Origin of the sequence: Luteipulveratus flavus (assembly GCF_029439465.1) — a bacterium.
Lineage (GTDB): Bacteria > Actinomycetota > Actinomycetes > Actinomycetales > Dermatophilaceae > Luteipulveratus > Luteipulveratus flavus.
Genome location: NZ_JAROAV010000028.1, coordinates 71091 through 84061, shown reverse-complemented (window position 1 = coordinate 84061; position 12971 = coordinate 71091). Strand labels below are relative to the sequence as shown.

At 68.8% G+C, this 12971-nt stretch carries 18 protein-coding genes; 17 read left to right on the top strand and 1 reads right to left on the bottom strand.

From position 1 onward, the window contains the following. The first annotated feature begins 63 nt into the window (after positions 1–63). Together P4R38_RS09195 and P4R38_RS09190 are read left to right on the top strand one after the other, a co-directional pair. The gene (locus tag P4R38_RS09195) at positions 64–1347 is read left to right on the top strand and encodes an aminotransferase class I/II-fold pyridoxal phosphate-dependent enzyme (protein WP_277191911.1); all 1284 of its coding nucleotides are present in this window, start codon (positions 64–66) and stop codon (positions 1345–1347) included. Positions 1348–1353: 6 nt separating this feature from the next. Next, positions 1354–2118: a VOC family protein gene (locus P4R38_RS09190; protein WP_277192272.1), complete on the top strand. Its 765-nt coding sequence runs from the start codon at positions 1354–1356 to the stop codon at positions 2116–2118. On the opposite strand, the gene P4R38_RS09185 is transcribed toward P4R38_RS09190, so the two are convergent. Then, entirely contained in the window at positions 2108–2530 is a 423-nt protein-coding gene (locus P4R38_RS09185) for a hypothetical protein (protein ID WP_277191910.1), read from the bottom strand. The two genes, P4R38_RS09190 and P4R38_RS09185, sit on opposite strands and share 11 nt — an antisense overlap. A gap of 188 nt (positions 2531–2718) precedes the next feature. Between P4R38_RS09185 and P4R38_RS09180 the strand changes: the two genes are divergently transcribed. The 15 genes from P4R38_RS09180 to rplN all read left to right on the top strand — a co-directional run bounded on the left by P4R38_RS09180 (position 2719) and on the right by rplN (position 12970). Further along, positions 2719–3540, top strand: coding sequence for an endonuclease I family protein (locus P4R38_RS09180; protein ID WP_277191909.1), 822 nt, complete (start codon positions 2719–2721; stop codon positions 3538–3540). A 24-nt stretch (positions 3541–3564) separates the two neighbouring features. Continuing rightward, a complete protein-coding gene (locus P4R38_RS09175) occupies positions 3565–4404 on the top strand; it encodes a pyruvate, water dikinase regulatory protein (protein WP_277191908.1) in 840 nt (279 codons plus the stop codon). Positions 4405–4440: 36 nt separating this feature from the next. Continuing rightward, on the top strand, positions 4441–6828 hold the full coding sequence (gene ppsA, locus P4R38_RS09170; protein ID WP_277191907.1) for a phosphoenolpyruvate synthase: 2388 nt from the start codon (positions 4441–4443) through the stop codon (positions 6826–6828). A gap of 326 nt (positions 6829–7154) precedes the next feature. After that, positions 7155–7463 (top strand): 30S ribosomal protein S10, encoded by a 309-nt coding sequence (gene rpsJ / locus P4R38_RS09165; RefSeq protein ID WP_006946210.1) that lies wholly within the window; start codon positions 7155–7157, stop codon positions 7461–7463. Positions 7464–7481: 18 nt separating this feature from the next. Next, positions 7482–8144 (top strand): 50S ribosomal protein L3, encoded by a 663-nt coding sequence (gene rplC / locus P4R38_RS09160; RefSeq protein ID WP_275237725.1) that lies wholly within the window; start codon positions 7482–7484, stop codon positions 8142–8144. 5 nt (positions 8145–8149) lie between these two features. After that, positions 8150–8797, top strand: coding sequence for a 50S ribosomal protein L4 (rplD, locus tag P4R38_RS09155; protein ID WP_275237726.1), 648 nt, complete (start codon positions 8150–8152; stop codon positions 8795–8797). Then, complete coding sequence (gene rplW, locus P4R38_RS09150) at positions 8797–9096, top strand: 50S ribosomal protein L23 (protein ID WP_275237727.1); 300 nt, start codon at positions 8797–8799, stop codon at positions 9094–9096. The genes rplD and rplW overlap by 1 nt, the downstream gene beginning before the upstream one ends. Before the next feature lie 17 nt (positions 9097–9113). Next, positions 9114–9950, top strand: coding sequence for a 50S ribosomal protein L2 (gene rplB / locus P4R38_RS09145; protein ID WP_277191906.1), 837 nt, complete (start codon positions 9114–9116; stop codon positions 9948–9950). A gap of 15 nt (positions 9951–9965) precedes the next feature. After that, positions 9966–10247, top strand: coding sequence for a 30S ribosomal protein S19 (rpsS, locus tag P4R38_RS09140; protein WP_275237729.1), 282 nt, complete (start codon positions 9966–9968; stop codon positions 10245–10247). A gap of 56 nt (positions 10248–10303) precedes the next feature. Next, a complete protein-coding gene (rplV, locus tag P4R38_RS09135) occupies positions 10304–10672 on the top strand; it encodes a 50S ribosomal protein L22 (protein ID WP_275237807.1) in 369 nt (122 codons plus the stop codon). Continuing rightward, positions 10672–11517: a 30S ribosomal protein S3 gene (rpsC, locus tag P4R38_RS09130; RefSeq protein ID WP_277191905.1), complete on the top strand. Its 846-nt coding sequence runs from the start codon at positions 10672–10674 to the stop codon at positions 11515–11517. The genes rplV and rpsC overlap by 1 nt, the downstream gene beginning before the upstream one ends. Continuing rightward, positions 11517–11936: a 50S ribosomal protein L16 gene (gene rplP, locus P4R38_RS09125; protein WP_275237731.1), complete on the top strand. Its 420-nt coding sequence runs from the start codon at positions 11517–11519 to the stop codon at positions 11934–11936. Before rpsC ends, rplP begins: the two co-directional genes overlap by 1 nt. After that, positions 11936–12193 (top strand): 50S ribosomal protein L29, encoded by a 258-nt coding sequence (gene rpmC, locus P4R38_RS09120; RefSeq protein ID WP_275237732.1) that lies wholly within the window; start codon positions 11936–11938, stop codon positions 12191–12193. The genes rplP and rpmC overlap by 1 nt, the downstream gene beginning before the upstream one ends. 2 nt (positions 12194–12195) lie before the next feature. After that, a complete protein-coding gene (gene rpsQ, locus P4R38_RS09115) occupies positions 12196–12486 on the top strand; it encodes a 30S ribosomal protein S17 (RefSeq protein WP_275237733.1) in 291 nt (96 codons plus the stop codon). Between the two features lie 115 nt (positions 12487–12601). Continuing rightward, positions 12602–12970, top strand: a complete 369-nt coding sequence (gene rplN, locus P4R38_RS09110; RefSeq protein WP_275237734.1) for a 50S ribosomal protein L14 — start codon at positions 12602–12604, stop codon at positions 12968–12970. The last annotated feature ends 1 nt before the right edge of the window (position 12971 follow it).

The following is a 12971-nucleotide window of genomic DNA, read 5'->3' as shown; positions in this document are numbered from 1 at the left end:
CCGGCGGCGCAGCCCGGGTGCGGCCTTGCGACAATGCCAGACGTTCCGTACGCACCTCAGCAGATGGGTGAGACCGTGGCCCTGTCCGAGAAGTCCCCGAGTGAGATCGACGCGTTCCTGCAGACCCAGCGAACGGCGTACGACCGGCTGGTCACGCAGGGGCTGAAGCTGGACCTCACCCGCGGCAAGCCCTCGGCGGCCCAGCTCGACCTCTCGAACGAGCTGCTGCGCCTGCCGCAGGGGTTCACCGCTGCCGACGGCACGGACGTGCGCAACTACGGCGGCCTCAAGGGTCTGCCCGAGCTGCGGGAGATCTTCGCCGAGCTGCTGTGGGTCGATCCCGAGCAGCTCGTCGCGGGCGGCAACTCCAGCCTGACGATGATGAAGGACTGCCTGGTCGACCTGCTGCTGCACGGCGGCGTCGACTCCGAGCGTCCGTGGTCGCAGGAGGAGAAGGTCACTTTCGTCTGCCCCGTCCCCGGGTACGACCGGCACTTCACCCTGCTGGAGTCGCTCGGCATCGAGATGGTCACCGTCCCGATGTACGACGACGGCCCGGACGCCGACGCGGTCGCCGCCCTGGTGAAGGACGACCCGAGCATCAAGGGCATGTGGATCGTCCCGACGTACGCCAACCCGGCCGGCTCGGTCTGCTCCCAGGACGTGGCCGCGCGCCTGGCCTCGATGCCGACCGCCGCCCCGGACTTCAAGATCTTCTGGGACAACGCGTACGCGTTCCATCACCTCACCGAGGACGAGGCCAAGAGCGCGGACATCGTCAAGCTCGCCTCGGCGGCCGGGCACCCGCACCGGCCGCTGGAGTTCGCCTCGACCTCCAAGATCACCTTCGCCGGCGCCGGCGTGGCCTTCCTCGCCGCGTCGCCGGAGAACATCGCCTGGTACGTCAAGCACCTCGGTACCGGCTCGATCGGGCCGGACAAGGTCAACCACCTGCGGCACGTGCAGCTGTTCAAGACCGCCGACGGGGTGCGCGAGCACATGCGCCGCCACCGCGACATCATCGCGCCGAAGTTCGCGGAGGTGCAGCGCGTCCTGACCGAGCGGCTCGGGACGCAGGAGGTCGCGACCTGGAACGACCCGGCGGGCGGCTACTTCGTCAACCTCGACGTGGTCGAGGGCACCGCCAGCCGCGTCGTCGAGCTCGCCAAGGCCGCGGGTGTCGCGCTGACGCCGGCCGGTGCCTCGTACCCGTACGGCAAGGACCCGAAGGACACCAACATCCGGCTGGCGCCCACGATGCCGCCCGTCGAGGAGGTCACCGCCGCGATGGAGGCGGTCGCGACCTGCGTGCTGCTGGCCGCCGCCGAGAAGTACGCCACGGTGTGATCCGTGATGGCGCCGGGTATCCGCTGGGTCACCGGTTTCCTCGACACGCCCGCTGCTCGATCGGCCGCCGCCGAGGCGTTCTGGTTCGCCGCGACCGGTACGCATCCCTCGACCCGGCGCGGCGACGGTGTGTTCGTCACGCTCCTCCCGCCGACGGGTGACGCCTGCTGGCGCGCCCAGGTGACGCGCAGCGGCCCTGCCGGCGTCCACGTCGACCTGCACGTCGAGGACGTCCCCGCGTGGTCCGCCGCTGCGACCCGGCACGGCGCGACCGTGGTGCACCGCGAGCCCGGGCTGGACGTCCTGCGGTCACCCCACGGCATGCCGTTCTGTCTGGTGGAGTGGGAGGGCGAGCGGGAGACGCCGCCGCCGGTCCGGCTCGGCGCGTCCCTGGCCCGGCTCGACCAGGTCTGCCTCGACATCCCGGCCGGGGTGTACGACGCCGAGGTGGCGTTCTGGTCGGTGCTCACGGGCTGGTCGGTCCGTCAGGGTGTGCTGCCGGAGTTCTCCTGGATGCCCGGTGGCGATGGGCAGCCGGTCCGCCTGCTTCTGCAGCGGACCGAGAAGTCGGGCGACCAGGTCAGCGCGCACGTCGACCTCGCCGCAGGCCCGACCATGGACGACGTGGCCGTCGCCGTGCAGGAGCATCTCCGGCTGGGCGCGACCGCGGGCCCACGCCTCGACCACTGGCAGGTGATGACCGACCCGGCGGGCCGGACGTACTGCCTGACGATGCGTGAGCCCGCGTCGGGGAGGCTGCTCAGCCGTTGAACGGCGCGCCCGGTGCGGACTGCAGCGGGGCGCCCGGAAGGCCGTGCGGGTACATCTGCCGCAGCGCCTCGTCGGCGGCGCGCACGTCCTTGTGGAAGCGCTTGTGCACGTAGTACTTCGTGTCGAGCTGGATGTTGCCCCACAGGCCGCTCGGCTCACCGAACCACACCTCGCGTGGCCCGCGCAGCCGCAGGCTCTTCGGGAACGTCACCCGCAGCTTGCCCGCGTTGAGGACCACGACCGCCCGGTCGGTCACGACGACGATCACCGGCTGGAACCAGAAGAACATCAGGTAGGTCAGGAACGACCAGTACGGCGACGGGCCGCTCTGCGCCTGGAACACGGCCTGCACCCGCTCGCCGGGCTCGAGGTAGGGCTGGGCTCGGTCGACGAGCTTGTCACGCAGGGCCATGTCTCTCTTCTCTCATCAGTGGATCGATCGAGCGGGAGCCTATGCACTCCGCGCCCGCACCGTGACGGATCCGGCACACCCGAGGTTCCCGACGTTGACCGAGCCTTTAACCGACGTTCTCCCATCGCGCCCCGGTCGCTCGCCAGGATCGAGAGCGCCCATCCGCACCCAGCCCCCGGAGGAATCACATGCGGACGCGCTCCACCCTGCTTCGCGCTGTCGCCGGACTCGGCGTCGGCGCCCTGGCCGTCACCCCCGCCGTCGTCGCCGGACCGTCGTACGCGGCGTCCCACCCGGCGGTCGCCCACGCGGACCCGCCGGCCGACCCCGGCGACTACTACGCCGGCACCGACGGACTGTCCGGCGCCGCGCTGAAGGCCAAGCTGCACGAGATCATCAGCAAGCAGACGGTCCTGTCCTACGACGGGGTGTGGGACGCGCTGAAGGACACCGACCAGGACCCGGCCAACAGCAGCAACGTCATCGAGATCTACTCCGGCAGGTCCACGCCGAAGACCAACAACGGCGGTGACCCGGACAACTGGAACCGCGAGCACGTGTGGGCCAAGAGCCACGGCGGCTTCGACACGGTCCCCGGGCCGGGGACCGACGTGCACCACCTGCGGCCGGAGGACGTGTCGGTCAACGCCGACCGCGGCAACCTCGACTTCGACAACGGCGGCAGCGCGGTCGACCAGTGCGCGGACTGCTTCTCCGACGCCGACTCCTGGGAGCCGCGCGACGCGGTGAAGGGCGACGTCGCCCGGATGATCTTCTACATGGCCGTCCGCTACGAGGGGGACGACGCGTTCGCGAACCTCGAGGTCAACGACCGGGTCGGCAACGGCACCGCTCCGAACATCGGCACGTTGTCGACGCTCAAGGCGTGGAGCCAGCAGGACCCGCCGGACGCGTTCGAGCAGCGTCGCAACGAGGTCATCTTCACGACCTGGCAGCACAACCGGAACCCGTTCGTGGACCACCCGGAGTGGGTGGCGTCGATCTTCTGAGCGCCACCTGGGAGAGTGTGCGCCATGACCCAGCCGTCGCCGCCTGCGTCCGGGGTTCCCACCCCGGTCTTCTTCCTGGCCGGCGGCACCGGAATCTCCGCCGAGACGCTGGGCAACATGCTCATCGGCCAGTTCCCCGGGGTGCCGTTCCGGGCGCGCAAGATCCCGTTCATCACCACGGTGGAGCGGGCTCGCGAGGTGGTCGCGCAGATGGATGCGATCCACACCGACGAGATGAAGCCGCTGGTCTTCTCGACGGTGGCCGACGAGGCGGTGCGGGCCGAGCTGATCAAGACGGAGTGCGCGTTCATCGACCTGTTCGGCACCCACCTGGACACCGTCGAGCGGGTGCTGCACGTCAACGCGGCGCACAACGTGGGCAGCGTCCACGGTCTCGGCGACCGCGGCCGGTACGAGGCCCGGATGAAGGCCGTCGACTACGCCATGGAGCACGACGACGCCCAGAGCATCAAGGCGCTGGACCAGGCCGACCTGATCCTCATCGCCCCGTCGCGCTGCGGCAAGACGCCCACCTCGATGTACCTCGCGCTCCAGCAGGGCCTGAAGGTCGCGAACTACCCGCTGGTGGAGGAGGACTTCGACTCCCACCAGCTGCCCGCGCCGATCCGTCCGTACGCCGGTAAGTGCTTCGGCCTCACCTCGACCGCCGCCCGGCTCAGCCAGGTGCGCGGCGAGCGTCGCCCCGGCTCCCGGTACGCCTCCCTGCCGCAGGTCACCTACGAGCTGCGCCGCGCCGAGGCCCTCTACGCCATGCACCGCATCCCGTCCGTCAGCTCCGCCTCGATGTCGGTCGAGGAGATGGCGGCGGTCATCCTGCAGTCCATGGAGAACGGCCGGCGCTAGCGGGCGCCGGTGCACACCGCGAGGAGAGAATTGACGATGGGCAGCAATGTCGAGTGGTTCAAGGACCTGGGCCTGGGCGACGTCGAGCGCGTGGGCGGCAAGAACGCCTCCCTGGGCGAGATGGTCCAGCACCTGTCCAAGGCGGGCGTGAGCGTCCCCGACGGGTTCGCGACGACCGCCGACGCCTACCGGCGCTTCCTGGCCGAGGGCGACCTCGCGACGACGATCAACGACCAGCTGGACGCCCTGGACGTCGACGACGTGCAGGAGCTCGCGCGGGTCGGTCGAGGCATCCGGGAGACGATCGAGAACCACCCGTTCCCGGCGGACCTCGAGGAGGACATCCGGGCGGCGTACGAGCGGCTGGTCGGCGACCAGGGCGAGGACGTCTCCTGGGCGGTGCGCTCCAGCGCGACGGCCGAGGACCTGCCCGACGCCTCGTTCGCGGGTCAGCAGGAGACCTTCCTCAACGTGCGCGGGATCGACAACATCCTGCACGCCATCAAGCTGGTGTTCGCCTCGCTGTACAACGACCGGGCGATCTCCTACCGGGTGCACAGCGACTTCGCGCACGACGTCGTGGCCCTGTCGGCCGGCGTGCAGCGGATGGTCCGGTCCGACATCGGCGCGAGCGGTGTCATGTTCACCATCGACACCGAGTCCGGCTTCGAGGACGCGGTCTTCATCACCTCCAGCTACGGCCTCGGTGAGGCCGTCGTCCAGGGTGCGGTGAACCCCGACGAGTTCTACGTCTACAAGCCGGCGCTGCGCGCGCAGCGTCCCGCGATCCTCAAGCGCGGCGTCGGCGGCAAGGCGACCAAGATGGTCTACACCCAGGACGCCTCGGTCGGGAGGACCGTCGAGTTCGTCCCGGTGGAGGAGGTCGAGCGCGGTCGCCTCAGCCTCACCGACGAGGAGGTCACCGAGCTCGCCACGCACGCGCTGCGGATCGAGGAGCACTACGGCCGTCCGATGGACATCGAGTGGGGCAAGGACGGCGCCGACGGCCGGCTCTACATCCTGCAGGCACGTCCCGAGACGGTGAAGTCGCGGCAGACGGGCTCCTCGCTGGAGCGGTACGTCATGGGCAAGGAGCGCAGCGAGGTCCTCGTCGAGGGCCGCGCCATCGGCCAGAAGATCGGTGCCGGCGCCGTCCGTCGTCTCACCGACATCGACAAGATGCACGAGTTCGTCCCGGGCGAGGTCCTGGTCGCCGACATGACCGACCCCGACTGGGAGCCGATCATGAAGCGCGCCAGCGCCATCGTCACCAACCGCGGTGGCCGTACCTGCCACGCGGCGATCATCGCCCGCGAGCTCGGCATCCCCGCCGTCGTCGGCACCGGCGACGCCACCGAGACCCTGACCGACGGCCGTGAGGTCACCGTCTCGTGCGCCGAGGGCGACACCGGGCTGGTGTACGAGGGCGTGCTGGACTTCCAGGTCGACCGGACCGAGCTGGACCAGATGCCCGAGGTCCCGGTCAAGCTGATGATGAACGTCGGCACCCCGGACCAGGCGTTCGAGTTCTCCCGCCTGCCGCACCACGGCATCGGCCTGGCGCGGCTGGAGTTCATCATCAACCGCCAGATCGGCATCCACCCCAAGGCGCTGCTGGACCTGCAGGCCGGCAGGACGCTGGACACCGGGCTGACGAGCCAGATCGAGGCACTCACCGCGGCGTACGACAGCCCGCGTGAGTTCTTCGTCAAGCGGGTCGCCGAGGGCGTCGCCACGCTGGCGGCGGCGTTCGCGCCGGAGCCGGTGATCGTGCGCATGTCGGACTTCAAGTCCAACGAGTACGCCAACCTCATCGGCGGCACGGCCTACGAGCCGGACGAGGAGAACCCGATGATCGGCTACCGCGGAGCCTCGCGGTACCTGTCGGAGGACTTCGCCGAGTGCTTCTCGATGGAGTGCGAGGCGCTGCGGTACGTCCGCGACGAGATGGGCCTCACCAACGTCAAGGTGATGATCCCGTTCGTCCGGACGCTGGGGGAGGCCGAGGGCGTCATCGACCTGCTCGCCCAGCACGGTCTCAAGCGCGGCGAGAACGACCTGCAGGTCGTGATGATGTGCGAGATCCCCTCGAACGCGGTCAACGCCGAGGCGTTCCTGCAGCACTTCGACGGCTTCTCCATCGGCTCCAACGACATGACCCAGCTGACGCTCGGCCTGGACCGCGACTCCGGCCTGGTGGCCGACAAGTTCGACGAGCGCGACCCGGCCGTGAAGAAGATGCTGTCGATGGCGATCGAAGCCTGCCGGGCGCAGGACAAGTACGTCGGCATCTGCGGGCAGGGCCCCAGCGACCACCCCGACCTGGCCGAGTGGCTGCTGGACCAGGGGATCGGCTCGATGTCGCTGAACCCCGACACCGTCGTCGAGACGTGGATGCGGCTGGCCAAGCGAGCCGCCGGCTGAGTCGATCAGCAGTCGGGGCCCGGGCGGATTTGGTAGTGCCGTCCGGGCTCTGGCACACTGTTCAGGTTGCTTGACGCGTGGCGCTGACCCATGTCGGTTCCACCGTCCCGGTGATGTACGCCTTGCAGGACCCGAGTCGGGGCCGCGGCGCAGCACTGGGAAGCGCAAGCCCCGGTCCACCAGGACCACCGATCCACCACGCGGATGAATTGTGTGCCGTGCGCTGCGAAGCAGCCGCGACACACCCGAGCGCGGGGGTCGGAGGATCACTCCTGGAGGACCGGCCAAGGTCAGGTCAGATGGACGCGAGAGAGAGACGCACGCGAATGGCGGGACAGAAGATCCGCATCCGGCTGAAGTCGTACGACCATGAGGTCATCGACAGCTCGGCGCGCAAGATTGTCGACACGGTGACCCGTGCCGGTGCGACGGTGGTGGGCCCGGTGCCGCTCCCGACGGAGAAGAACGTCTTCTGCGTCATCCGGTCGCCTCACAAGTACAAGGACAGCCGCGAGCACTTCGAGATGCGCACCCACAAGCGCCTCATCGACATCGTGGACCCCACTCCGAAGGCCGTCGACTCGCTGATGCGTCTGGACCTCCCGGCCGACGTCAACATCGAGATCAAGCTCTGATCGGGGGAATGACTCACCATGACTCACATCACTGAGCGCCCGGTCAAGGGCCTGCTGGGCGAGAAGCTCGGCATGACCCAGGTCTGGGACGCCGACAACCGCCTGATCCCGGTCACCGTGGTCCAGGCCGGCCCCTGCGTCGTGACCCAGGTGCGCGGTGAGGGCGAGGGCTACCACGCCGTCCAGCTCGCCTACGGCACCATCGACCCGCGCAAGGTCAACCAGCCGATGAAGGGCCACTTCGACAAGGCCGGCGTGACCCCGCGCCGCCACCTGGTCGAGGTCCGCACCTCCGACGCCGCTTCGTACGAGGCCGGCCAGGAGATCACCGCGGAGGCCTTCGAGGCCGGCGCCACGATCGACGTCGTCGGCACCACCAAGGGCAAGGGCTTCGCCGGTGTCATGAAGCGTCACGGCTTCCACGGCGTGAGCTCCTCGCACGGTGCGCACAAGAACCACCGCAAGCCGGGTTCCATCGGTGGCTGCGCCACCCCGGGCCGCGTGTTCAAGGGCATGCGGATGGCCGGTCGGATGGGCGGCGTGCGCCAGACCACCCAGAACCTCACGGTCCACTCCGTCGACGCCGAGAAGGGTCTGCTGCTGATCAAGGGCGCTGTGCCCGGTCCTCGCGGCAGCATCGTGCTCGTCAAGACGGCGGCCAAGTCGAAGCAGGAGGCCTGAGCTTCATGACTTCCGTTGACATCCTCAAGCCCTCGGGCGACAAGGCCGGCTCGGTCGAGCTGCCCGCCGAGGTCTTCGACGTGCAGACGAACGTCCCGCTGATCCACCAGGTCGTCGTGGCCCAGCTGGCCGCGGCCCGTCAGGGCACGCACGCGACCAAGACCCGCGGCGAGGTCCGCGGTGGTGGCCGCAAGCCGTACCGCCAGAAGGGCACCGGCCGCGCCCGCCAGGGCTCGACCCGGGCGCCGCAGTTCGCCGGTGGTGGCGTCGTCCACGGCCCGCAGCCGCGCGACTACTCCCAGCGCACCCCGAAGAAGATGAAGGCCGCCGCCCTGCGCGGTGCCCTGTCCGACCGGGCGCGCCACGGCCGCATCCACGTGTACTCCTCGCTGGTCGAGGGTGACGTTCCGTCGACTCGTACGGCTGCCGGGCTGCTCGGCAACGTGAGCGAGCGCAAGAACCTGCTGGTCGTGCTTCACCGCGCGGACGAGCTTTCGCTGATGAGCGTGCGCAACCTGGCCGACGTCCACGTGCTGTGGGCCGACCAGCTCAACACCTACGACGTGCTCTGCGCCGACGACATCGTCTTCACCGAGGCCGCGCTGAACGGCTTCCTCGGCAAGGACGAGCAGAAGACCGCTGAGGACAAGTGATGACGAACATCCACAAGGACCCGCGCGACATCCTGATCGCCCCGGTCGTCTCGGAGAAGAGCTACAGCCTGCTCGACGAGGGCAAGTACACCTTCCTCGTCGACCCGCGGGCGAACAAGACCGAGATCCGAATCGCCGTCGAGAAGATCTTCGACGTCAAGGTCGAGTCGGTCCACACCATGAACCGTCAGGGCAAGTCGCGCCGCACCCGCTTCGGCGTGGGCAAGCGCAAGGACACCAAGCGCGCGATCGTCTCGCTGCGCGAGGGCTCGATCGACATCTTCGGCCAGGTCGGCTGAGGGTAAGGACGTAGACGATGGCTATCCGTAAGTACAAGCCGACGACGCCGGGCCGCCGTGGCTCGAGCGTGGCCGACTTCGCCGAGGTCACCCGTAGCACCCCGGAGAAGTCGCTGGTCCGCCCCCTGAGCAAGTCGGGCGGCCGTAACGCGTCGGGCCGCATCACCACCCGCCACATCGGTGGTGGCCACAAGCGCGCCTACCGCGTGATCGACTTCCGTCGCGCCGACAAGGACGGGATCCCCGCCAAGGTCGCGCACATCGAGTACGACCCGAACCGCACGGCGCGCATCGCGCTGCTGCACTACGCCGACGGCGAGAAGCGCTACATCATCGCGCCGAACCGCCTGAAGCAGGGCGACCCGATCGAGAACGGCCCGGGCGCCGACATCAAGCCCGGCAACAACCTGCCGCTGCGCAACATCCCGACCGGTACGGTCATCCACTGCGTCGAGCTGCGGCCCGGCGGGGGTGCGAAGATCGCCCGCTCGGCCGGTGTGCGCGTGCAGCTGGTCGCCAAGGACGGTCCGTACGCCCAGCTGCGTATGCCGTCCGGTGAGATCCGCAACGTCGACGTCCGCTGCCGCGCGACGATCGGCGAGGTGGGCAACGCCGAGCAGAGCAACATCAACTGGGGCAAGGCCGGCCGTATGCGCTGGAAGGGCAAGCGCCCGACCGTCCGCGGTGTCGCGATGAACCCGGTCGACCACCCGCACGGTGGTGGTGAGGGTAAGACCTCCGGTGGTCGCCACCCGGTCAGCCCGTGGGGTCAGGCCGAGGGCCGTACCCGCCGCCCCAACAAGGAGAGCGACAAGCTCATCGTCCGTCGCCGTCGCACTGGCAAGAAGCGCTGATAGGAGCCTTTGGAAATGCCTCGTAGCCTGAAGAAGGGTCCGTTCATCGACGACCACCTCGCCAAGAAGGTGGACGCCCAGAACGAAGCCGGCACCAAGAACGTCATCAAGACGTGGTCGCGCCGGTCGATGATCAGCCCCGACATGCTCGGCCACACGCTCGCCGTCCACGACGGTCGCAAGCACGTCCCGGTCTTCGTGACCGAGGCCATGGTCGGCCACAAGCTCGGTGAGTTCGCTCCCACTCGGACCTTCAAGGGTCACGAGAAGGACGACAAGAGGGGTCGCCGCCGCTGACGCGGTGGCAGTGAGAACCCATGGCAGAGAAGACGATTGACAGCAAAGGGACAGCGATGGAAGCCAAGGCGCAGGCGCGGTTCGTCCGCGTGACGCCGCAGAAGGCCCGCCGCGTCGTGGACCTGATCCGTGGCAAGCAGGCCTCGGAGGCCGTCGCCGTGCTGCAGTTCGCGCCGCAGGGTGCGAGCGAGCCGATCCGCAAGGTGCTCGAGAGCGCCATTGCCAACGCGCGCTACGCAGCCGACCAGGCGTCGCAGCCGTTCGACGAGCGCACGCTCGTCGTCAGCGCGGCGTACGTCGACGAGGGTCCGACGATGAAGCGGTTCCGCCCCAGGGCGCAGGGCCGCGCGAGCCGAATCCTCAAGCGTACGAGCCACATCACTGTGGCTGTCGCACAGCCGAGCTCCAAGGGAGGCCAGAACTAATGGGTCAGAAGGTCAACCCGAACGGCTTCCGGCTCGGTATCACCACCGAGCACCGGAGCCGCTGGTTCGCTGACAGCAACAAGCAGGGTCAGCGCTACCGCGACTACGTCAAGGAGGACGTCGCGATCCGCCGTCTCATGTCCACGGGCATGGAGCGCGCCGGCATCAGCCGCGTCGAGATCGAGCGCACCCGTGACCGGGTCCGCGTCGACATCCACACCGCCCGCCCGGGCATCGTCATCGGCCGCCGCGGCGCCGAGGCCGACCGCCTGCGCAGTGAGCTGGAGAAGCTCACCGGCAAGCAGGTCCAGCTGAACATCCTCGAGGTCAAGAACCCCGAGGCCGACTCCCAGCTGGTCGCCCAGGGCATCGCCGAGCAGCTCGCTGCCCGCGTCTCCTTCCGTCGTGCGATGCGCAAGGGCATGCAGTCCGCCACGCGCGCCGGCGTCAAGGGCATCCGCGTGCAGGTCTCCGGTCGCCTCGGCGGCGCGGAGATGAGCCGCACGGAGTTCTACCGCGAGGGTCGCGTTCCGCTGCACACGCTGCGCGCGAACATCGACTACGGCTTCTACGAGGCCAAGACGACCTTCGGCCGCATCGGCGTGAAGGTTTGGATCTACAAGGGCGACCTGACCGCCAAGGAGCTGGCTCGCGAGCAGGCTGCTGCTCCGTCGCGCCCGTCCCGCGGCCGCCGTGACGGCGACCGTCCGGGCCGCGGCGACCGTGGTGACCGCGGCGCACGCCGTGGCGGCCGTGGCGAGCAGCAGGCTCCCCAGTCCGACACCCCGGCCACCGAGGCGCCCGCGCAGGCCGCCCCGGCGACCGAGCAGGGAGCGCAGTCCTGATGTTGATTCCCCGTCGTGTGAAGCACCGCAAGCAGCACCACCCCAAGCGGGGCGGCGCTGCCAAGGGCGGCACCACCGTGGCGTTCGGTGACTACGGCCTGCAGGCTCTCGAGCCGGCCTACGTCACCAACCGTCAGATCGAGTCCGCTCGTATCGCGATGACCCGCTACATGAAGCGTGGCGGAAAGGTCTGGATCAACATCTACCCGGACCGCCCGCTCACCAAGAAGCCGGCCGAGACCCGCATGGGTTCCGGTAAGGGTTCCCCCGAGTGGTGGGTCGCCAACGTCAAGCCGGGTCGGATGATGTTCGAGCTGTCCGGTGTTTCCGAGGATGTCGCTCGCGAGGCCATGCGCCTGGCGATGCACAAGCTGCCGATGAAGTGCCGCTTCGTCGCGCGTGAGGGTGGTGACTTCTGATGGCTATCGGTTCCCAGGACCTGATGCCGGAGCAGCTGCGCGGCCTGGACGACTCTGCTCTCGCCGAGAAGCTGGCCGAGTCCAAGCAGGAGCTGTTCAACCTGCGGTTCCAGTCGGCCACCGGCCAGCTGGAGAACAACTCGCGGCTGCGTGCGGTCCGCAAGGACATCGCGCGGATCTACACCGAGATGCGTGAGCGCGAGCTCAGCATCGGCCGTGCGCCGCAGGCTGACGAGACTGCCGAGAAGGCGGTCTGAGCATGACTGACAAGCAGGAGAAGGCAGTGGCGGAGCAGGCCGAGCGCAACGACCGCAAGACCCGTCAGGGTTACGTGGTGAGCGACAAGATGGACAAGACGGTCGTGGTCGAGGTCGAGGACCGCGTCAAGCACGCGCTCTACGGCAAGGTCATGCGTCGCAGCAGCAAGGTCAAGGCCCACGACGAGGAGAACGCCGCCGGCATCGGCGACCGTGTCCTCATCATGGAGACCCGCCCCATGTCGGCGACCAAGCGCTGGCGCATCGTCGAGATCCTCGAGCGCGCCAAGTGATGTCTCGTACGCCGGGCTCCCGCCCGTGCGTACGAACCCCTAACCCAGTATCCGTTCCGCAAGGCTCGCACCCCGCTGCGGAGGCGAGAACCAGTGAGACGACAGGAGTGAAACTGTGATCCAGCAGGAGTCGCGACTTCGCGTCGCCGACAACACCGGAGCCAAGGAAATCTTGTGCATCCGTGTGCTCGGCGGCTCGGGCCGTCGCTACGCCGGCATCGGTGACACCATCGTCGCGACCGTCAAGGACGCGATCCCTGGTGGCAACGTGAAGAAGGGCGATGTGGTCAAGGCCGTCATCGTCCGCACCGTCAAGGAGAAGCGCCGCCCGGACGGCTCGTACATCAAGTTCGACGAGAACGCCGCCGTCATCCTCAAGGCCGACGGCGACCCGCGTGGCACCCGCATCTTCGGCCCGGTGGGCCGTGAGCTGCGCGACAAGAAGTTCATGAAGATCATCTCGCTCGCGCCGGAGGTGCTCTGAC

Excerpts from the sequence above, each read along its gene's own strand:
- P4R38_RS09175 (WP_277191908.1), top strand. The coding sequence starts at position 3,565 with ATGACCCAGCCGTCGCCGCCTGCGTCCGGGGTTCCCACCCCGGTCTTC.
- rpsQ (WP_275237733.1), top strand. The coding sequence starts at position 12,196 with ATGACTGACAAGCAGGAGAAGGCAGTGGCGGAGCAGGCCGAGCGCAAC.
- P4R38_RS09190 (WP_277192272.1), top strand. The coding sequence starts at position 1,354 with ATGGCGCCGGGTATCCGCTGGGTCACCGGTTTCCTCGACACGCCCGCT.
- rpsS (WP_275237729.1), top strand. The coding sequence starts at position 9,966 with ATGCCTCGTAGCCTGAAGAAGGGTCCGTTCATCGACGACCACCTCGCC.
- rplB (WP_277191906.1), top strand. The coding sequence starts at position 9,114 with ATGGCTATCCGTAAGTACAAGCCGACGACGCCGGGCCGCCGTGGCTCG.
- rpsJ (WP_006946210.1), top strand. The coding sequence starts at position 7,155 with ATGGCGGGACAGAAGATCCGCATCCGGCTGAAGTCGTACGACCATGAG.
- rplP (WP_275237731.1), top strand. The coding sequence starts at position 11,517 with ATGTTGATTCCCCGTCGTGTGAAGCACCGCAAGCAGCACCACCCCAAG.
- rpsC (WP_277191905.1), top strand. The coding sequence starts at position 10,672 with ATGGGTCAGAAGGTCAACCCGAACGGCTTCCGGCTCGGTATCACCACC.
- rplC (WP_275237725.1), top strand. The coding sequence starts at position 7,482 with ATGACTCACATCACTGAGCGCCCGGTCAAGGGCCTGCTGGGCGAGAAG.
- rplD (WP_275237726.1), top strand. The coding sequence starts at position 8,150 with ATGACTTCCGTTGACATCCTCAAGCCCTCGGGCGACAAGGCCGGCTCG.
- rpmC (WP_275237732.1), top strand. The coding sequence starts at position 11,936 with ATGGCTATCGGTTCCCAGGACCTGATGCCGGAGCAGCTGCGCGGCCTG.
- P4R38_RS09185 (WP_277191910.1), bottom strand. The coding sequence starts at position 2,530 with ATGGCCCTGCGTGACAAGCTCGTCGACCGAGCCCAGCCCTACCTCGAG.
- ppsA (WP_277191907.1), top strand. The coding sequence starts at position 4,441 with ATGGGCAGCAATGTCGAGTGGTTCAAGGACCTGGGCCTGGGCGACGTC.
- rplV (WP_275237807.1), top strand. The coding sequence starts at position 10,304 with ATGGAAGCCAAGGCGCAGGCGCGGTTCGTCCGCGTGACGCCGCAGAAG.
- rplW (WP_275237727.1), top strand. The coding sequence starts at position 8,797 with ATGACGAACATCCACAAGGACCCGCGCGACATCCTGATCGCCCCGGTC.
- P4R38_RS09180 (WP_277191909.1), top strand. The coding sequence starts at position 2,719 with ATGCGGACGCGCTCCACCCTGCTTCGCGCTGTCGCCGGACTCGGCGTC.
- P4R38_RS09195 (WP_277191911.1), top strand. The coding sequence starts at position 64 with ATGGGTGAGACCGTGGCCCTGTCCGAGAAGTCCCCGAGTGAGATCGAC.